Source organism: Mycobacterium sp. (assembly GCF_050701675.1).
GTDB lineage: Bacteria > Actinomycetota > Actinomycetes > Mycobacteriales > Mycobacteriaceae > Mycobacterium.
On the sequence record NZ_JBOGDD010000807.1, the window covers coordinates 1 to 6,566 of the forward strand.

Genomic DNA, 6,566 nt, shown 5'->3' on the forward strand with positions numbered 1-6,566 from the left:
CCTATGAACACCCCCATTGCCACCGAAACCGGTCTGATCGCCATCCTGCGAGGGATCACCCCCACCGACGTCGTCGCCGTCGGCACGGTACTGGCCGAAGAGGGTTTCACGGCGATCGAAGTGCCGATGAACTCCCCCAACCCATTACGTTCGATCGAACTTCTGGCCACGGCAGTCGGATCCAGGTGTGTCATCGGCGCGGGCACCGTGCTGTCGGTCGAGGACCTCGTCAGGACCGAGTCCGCAGGCGCCAAGATCATCGTCGCGCCCAACACGGATCCGGAAGTCATCGCGGCGGCGGTGTCCAGAGGGTTGCGTCCCTACCCCGGTGTCGCCACGCCGACCGAGGCATTCACCGCCCTGAGAGCGGGTGCTCGCAATCTCAAGTTGTTTCCGTCCGAAGCCCTCGGAATCACTGGGATGAAGGCCATTCAGGCCGTCCTGCCAGCGGGTACGGAATTGATCCCGGTCGGAGGGATCGACCACTCCAACCTGGCGGCGTGGGCGGACGCCGGTGCGGGCGGAGCCGGAATCGGCAGCTGCCTCTACCGCCCAGGCGACGATCCCGACACGGTCCGCGTCCGGGCTCGCGGGTTCGCCGAGATCTGGGCCCATTCGCGGTCGCTCGACTCCTGACAGCTTCGCAGCAACTGAAACACGAAGGAAGTAACGCCATGAAGATTGCGTCCGTCACTACCTATGCCGTACCCCCACGGTGGCTGTTCCTCAAGATCGAGACCGACGACGGCTTGGTGGGATGGGGCGAACCCGTACTGGAAGGTCGTGCCGCCACGGTTGCGGCGGCAGTCGAGGAACTCTCCGACTACCTCATCGGACAAGATCCCACGCAGATCGAGGATCTTTGGAACGTTCTCTACCGCGCCGGCTTCTACCGCGGTGGCGGCATCCACATGAGCGCCTTGGCCGGCATCGACCAGGCACTCTGGGACATCAAGGGCAAGGCGGTCGGCCTGCCCGCCCATGAACTGCTCGGCGGCAGGGTCCGTGACCGCATCAAGGTGTACTCCTGGGTGGGCGGCGACCGGCCGGCTGACACCGCCGCCGCCGCGCGTGATGCCGTCGACCGCGGGTTCTCTGCCGTGAAAATGCTCGGGACGGAGGAACTTCAGTACCTGGACAGCTGGGAGAAGGTCGAGCGCTGCGTATCCAACGTCGCAGAGGTCCGCGACGCCGTGGGCCCCCACATCGGCATCGGTGTCGACTTCCACGGACGCGTCCACAAGCCGATGGCCAAGGTTCTCCTGCGGGAACTGGAGCCTTTCCATCTGATGTTCGTCGAGGAGCCGATACTCTCCGAGCACCTGGACGGCTTCCTCGACGTGCTGCGGCAATCGCCGATTCCCATCGCCCTTGGCGAAAGACTGTTTTCTCGTTGGGATTTCAAGAATGTCCTGAGCAGTGGTGCAGTCGACATCATCCAGCCTGATCCGTCGCACTGCGGTGGAATCACCGAGGCCCGCAAGATCGCGCACATGGCAGAGGCCTACGACGTCGCTCTGGCGCTTCACTGTCCACTCGGTCCCATCGCCCTGGCGGCATGCCTGCAGATCGACGCCGGATGCTACAACGCCGCGATTCAGGAGCAGAGCCTTGGAATCCAGTACAACACCACCAACGATCTGCTCGACTATCTGGTCGACCCAACGGTTTTCGAGTATGTCGACGGCTTCGTCAAGATCCCGTCAGGTCCCGGTCTCGGCATCGAGATCAACGAGGACTACGTGGCGCAGCGCGCTGCCGAAGGACATCGATGGCGCAACCCCGTCTGGCGCCACACTGACGGCTCGATTGCAGAATGGTGAGGACGCCCCACATGAGCGCAAGCCTGAACACCGCAACCCCGGCGACCAAAGCCCGTGTGCTCATCGCGGTCATGTTGTTCGTCACGGTCGTAATCAACTACGTGGACCGAGCCAACCTCTCCATCGCGATGCCGGCGATCGCATCCGAACTGGACATCTCCAAGGCACAGCAGGGTCTTCTGCTGTCTGCGTTCGGGTGGACCTACGCCGCACTGCAGATCCCGGGCGGTTGGCTGATCGACCGCGTTCCGCCGAGGATCCTCTATCCGGCCTGTCTCGTACTCTGGTCCTTGGCAACGGTTTTCATGGGGATCATCGGCGGCTTCGTTGCCCTCATCGTGTTGCGGCTGATGGTTGGAGCCTTCGAAGCCCCGGCGTACCCCATCAACAACCGGGTCGCCACGGCGTGGTTCCCCGAGCGGGAACGAGCCTCGGTGATCGGGTTCTACACGTCCGGGCAATTCATCGGCCTGGCGTTGCTCACGCCCGTCCTGTCCTGGTTGCAGGCGGTCACGTCCTGGCACTGGGTGTTCGTCGCTACGGGCGTCGTCGGCGTCGTGTGGGGCGGCATCTGGTACCTGAACTACCGCGAACCCAGAGACTCTCGCGCCAACGACGCCGAGATCGCGTTGATCAGGGAAGGTGGCGGACTCGTCGACCTCGATCAGAACCCCACCCGTGCCGCCGTAACCCGATCGGACCTCGCAACGGTCCTCGGGCACCGCAAACTGTGGGGCATCTATCTCGGCCAGTTCTGCCTGACTTCAACGCTCTGGTTCTTCCTCACGTGGTTTCCGACGTATCTCGTCGAGTACCGCGGCATGGATTACATCAAGTCCGGCTTCCTTGTCTCGTTGCCCTTCATTGCCGCGCTGGTCGGCGTTCTGTTCTCCGGGTTGTTCTCCGACTTCCTGGTCAAACGGGGGTTCTCACTCGGCGCCGCTCGCAAGGGCCCCATCGTGACGGGGCTGCTGCTCACCACCGCCATGCTCGGGGCGAACTTCACCGACTCGACCGCACTGGTCATCGTGTTCCTGTCGATCGCGTTCTTCGGCAATGGATTGGCGTCGATAACGTGGTCTCTGGTGTCCGCACTGGCTCCGATGCGCCTGATCGGCATTACCGGCGGAATGTTCAACTTCATCGGTAACCTGTCGTCGATCGCCACACCGATAGTCATCGGCTTGATCGTCACCGACGCCAGCTTCGCACCGGGATTCGCCTACATGACGGTAGTCACCGCGGTCGGCATCGCCTCCTACGTCTTCCTCGTGGGACGCGTCGAACGCGTGCCGGACCGCCTCGACGCACCGGCGACGACCGTTTGAGAGGCCACCTCCGGTAGGGCAGGCCCTGGTCCTACCTGCGATCTCCACCCGATCTCCACACAACCTCCAAGCTCGACACCCCTCGATCGCGAAACATCGACTCCCGTCGATGAACGTACGAACGAACGAGGGAGCCAACACCGTGGCAGAGATTCTGATCGCAGCATGCCCACCCGTCGGACACGTCGCGCCGCTGCTGAACGTGGCCCGCGGCCTGGTGCTCCGTGGCCACGACGTCACCTTCCTGACGTCGGCGCGGCATGCGGACAAGATCCGCGCCACGGGCGCCACTGCACACCCACTGCCCTACGGTGCGGATTACGACGACACGTCGCTCGACGCCGATCTGCCAGGGCGGGCCGAGACGTCCGGCGTCGCGCGCGTCAACTTCGACGTGAAGCACATCTTCGTGCGGCCGCTACCCCACCAGGCCGCCGCGCTGGACGAGTTGATGGCCGCACGCCGCTTCGACGCCATTCTGGTCGACGCCTTCTTCTTCGGGGTACTACCGATGCTCTTGGGGGACAAAACATCCCGCCCACCTATCCTGACCTACTCGACGACGCCGCTGTTCCTCTCCAGTCGCGACACCGCGCCAGGCGGGACCGGCCTTCCGCCCGGTACGGGTCTCCTGGGCCGCCTGCGGAACCGGGCGCTGAACGTGGCGTCCCAGAAGTTGCTCCTTCGCGGATCCCACGAGGCTGCCGCGACCATGCTGGCGGCGCTGGACCTACCGAAACTTCCGGTGTTCGTGCTCGACTCGGCCGTGTTGGCCGACCGACTGATCGTTCCCACCATCCCGGAGTTCGAATATCACCGTAGCGACCTACCCAAGCACGTCCGGTTCGTCGGCGCGGTCACCCCAGAACCCACCCACGACTTCGTCGCGCCACCGTGGTGGAACGAGCTGTCCGCAGACCGGCCGGTCGTGCACGTCACGCAGGGCACCATTGACAACGCCGAGCTGGGCAGGCTGATCGAGCCGACGATCGAGGCGCTCGCCGACGAAGACGTCACCGTCGTGGTCACCACCGGTGGACGTCCCGTCTCGCAGTTGCGACATCCGCTGCCGTCCAACACGTTCGTCGCCGAGTTCATCCCGCACGACATATTGCTCCCCTCGGTGGACGTCATGATCACCAACGGCGGGTACGGCGCCGTGCAGCGGGCGCTGACGGCCGGGGTGCCGCTGATCGTCGCAGGCAACACCGAAGACAAGCCCGAGGTCGCCGCACGCGTCGAACGATTCGGTGTCGGCGTCAATCTGCGGACCGGTACCCCGAGCCCCGGCACCGTGCGACGAGCGGTGCGCGAGGTACTCGCAGACCCGGCGTACCGCACCGCCGCACGGAACCTGGAACGCGCCTATGCCCGCCGTGATGGAGTCGCCGAAATAGCCGACCTGGTCAACGAAGTCATCGCCGAACACAGTGTGGCGGTGCAACGTGGCTGACGTACTGTGCCTGCCCGTCATCGCGGCGGCAGTGCTGCTGTGGTACCTCGCGTGCGCCCTATGCCAACTTCGCTCCGAGGCGGCGCACACACCGATCTTCGTCTGGCGGGAGGCATCCGAGACGACGTGGTCGGACTGGATTGAACTCGAGGGTGTGTCACCGTCTGCGGACTACGCCACCGTACTGACCGCGGTACGCGGGGAAGCCCACGCCTACGCCGTTGCGGTGCAGTTCGCCTCGGTGGTACGGCCACCGGACGCACCGGACTTCACGCTGCGGGTGCTCTTCACGTCCGCCGTACGCGAGCCGTCCCACGACCGCACTCTCGCGATCACCCGCTGACGGCGAGGAGAACATGTCGGACATCCTCATCGCAATGCTGTCTCCCGCCGGCCACGTCAGCCCCGTGCTCGGCGTCGCAGCGGACCTGGTGGCCCGCGACAATCGCGTCACGGTGATGACCGGCGGCGTCCACGCCGCGGCGGTCAGAGCGGTTGGCGCCGAGCTACATCGCTGCCACCGATCGCCGATCTCGACGATTCGCAGTTCGACTCGTCGACCCGCGGTGACACCTCGGGTATCGAGGCACTCAACCTCGCGATCATTCGCATGTTCCTGGTGCCGATGCGCCATCAGGTCGCCGAACTGTCAGCGGCGATGGCCCGCACCCGGTTCGACGCGATGATCGTCGACTACGGCTTCTTCGGAGTCATCCCGCTCCTGCTTGGAGACCCGGCACACCGGCCTCCCGTGCTGGACTACACCCCGACGCCGCTGATGCTGTCGAGCCGGGACACCTGAACCTCTTCTCCCAAAGGGTGGTGCTCCGGCAGTCGCACCGCGTCGCGAATGCGATGCTGAAAGAGATTGGCGCGCCGCGGCTCCCGGTGTTCCTCCTCGACGTCGGCGTGCTCGCGGACAGGTTCATCGTGCCGACCGTGCCGAGCTTCGAATACCCTCGCAGCGACCTGCCGCCGAACGTCCGCTTCGTCGGACGGGTGCACCCGCTTGCGTCCCACGACTACGTACGTCCCGACTGGTGGTCCGAGTTGGACGGCGATCGGCCCGTCGTCCACGTCACCCAGGGCACCGTCGACAACGAGGATCTCAGCAGGCTCATCGAGCCGTGCATCGAGGCGCTCGGCGGCGATCACGTGACCGTCGTCGCGACGACCGGCGGGCGGGACGTTCGCGACATCACGGTCGCACGGCCATCCAATACTCGCGTCGCCGAATACATTCCGCACGACATCCTGCTCCCGAAGGCCGACGTGATGGTCACCAACGGCGGGCCAACGGCGGGTACGGGGCCGTCCAGCGCGCGCTGTCAACGGGCGTTCCGCTCATCGTTGCCGGTAGCACGGAGGACAAACCCGAGGTTGCCGCCCGCGTCGCGTGGTCGGGGGCGGGCCTCGACCTCAGGACGGGCAGACCCAGCACCGAGGTGATCGGAGGCGCCGTTCGTCGAGTCCTGAGCGACGGACGCTATCTGCGCCGCGCCCGCGAACTGGAGGCGGACTTCGCGCGCCGCGACGGAATCGCCGAGATCGCCGCACTCGTCGACGACGTCACCGCCACCCCTCGTCACACCGGCGAAACAGCCACGGCGGATCCTTGGAAGAATGACGAGAGAAGAGATCACCCAGCAGATCATCGCGGCCCGGCTCGCCAAGGCCCTCACCTGGCAGGAACTCGCCGACGCGGTCGAGCGCCCAGTGGTGTGGACGACCTCGGCGTTGCTCGGCCAGCACCCGATCCCGCCAGAGTTGGGCGCAGTCCTCGTCGAGCTGCTCGGTCTCGACGACGCCGCTGTGCCCGTGCTCGCCGCGGTGCCCACGCGAGGTGGTCTGCCGACGGCGGTACCCACCGACCCGACGATCTATCGGTTCTACGAGGCGCTCTCGGTGTACGGCGGAGCGATCAAGGAGTTGATCCACGAGCAGTTCGGCGACGGCATCATG

General features: G+C 65.4%; 7 protein-coding genes and 1 pseudogene. All 8 read left to right on the forward strand.

Translation table 11 applies throughout. The annotated features are described in order from the left end of the window. The first annotated feature begins 3 nt into the window (after positions 1 to 3). Positions 4 to 636 (forward strand): bifunctional 4-hydroxy-2-oxoglutarate aldolase/2-dehydro-3-deoxy-phosphogluconate aldolase, encoded by a 633-nt coding sequence (locus tag ACRDUX_RS24720; protein ID WP_526417478.1) that lies wholly within the window; start codon positions 4 to 6, stop codon positions 634 to 636. Between the two features lie 38 nt (positions 637 to 674). Continuing rightward, entirely contained in the window at positions 675 to 1,823 is a 1,149-nt protein-coding gene (gene dgoD, locus ACRDUX_RS24725; protein WP_526417466.1) for a galactonate dehydratase, read from the forward strand. Between the two features lie 11 nt (positions 1,824 to 1,834). Beyond that, positions 1,835 to 3,151 carry an MFS transporter gene (locus ACRDUX_RS24730; RefSeq protein WP_526417468.1) on the forward strand — a complete coding sequence of 439 codons (1,317 nt, stop codon included), beginning with the start codon at positions 1,835 to 1,837 and terminating at the stop codon, positions 3,149 to 3,151. Between the two features lie 142 nt (positions 3,152 to 3,293). Then, positions 3,294 to 4,604 (forward strand): glycosyltransferase, encoded by a 1,311-nt coding sequence (locus ACRDUX_RS24735; protein ID WP_526417470.1) that lies wholly within the window; start codon positions 3,294 to 3,296, stop codon positions 4,602 to 4,604. Beyond that, entirely contained in the window at positions 4,597 to 4,947 is a 351-nt protein-coding gene (locus tag ACRDUX_RS24740; protein ID WP_526417472.1) for a hypothetical protein, read from the forward strand. The genes ACRDUX_RS24735 and ACRDUX_RS24740 overlap by 8 nt, the downstream gene beginning before the upstream one ends. 267 nt (positions 4,948 to 5,214) lie before the next feature. Next, positions 5,215 to 5,406, forward strand: a complete 192-nt coding sequence (locus ACRDUX_RS24745) for a hypothetical protein (RefSeq protein WP_526417474.1) — start codon at positions 5,215 to 5,217, stop codon at positions 5,404 to 5,406. 325 nt (positions 5,407 to 5,731) lie between these two features. Then, a pseudogene (locus ACRDUX_RS24750) lies at positions 5,732 to 6,100 on the forward strand (glycosyltransferase); the annotation flags it as partial. 127 nt (positions 6,101 to 6,227) lie between these two features. Next, positions 6,228 to 6,566, forward strand: a 339-nt coding sequence (locus tag ACRDUX_RS24755) for a cyanase (protein WP_526417476.1), incomplete at its 3' end; no start/stop codon positions are given.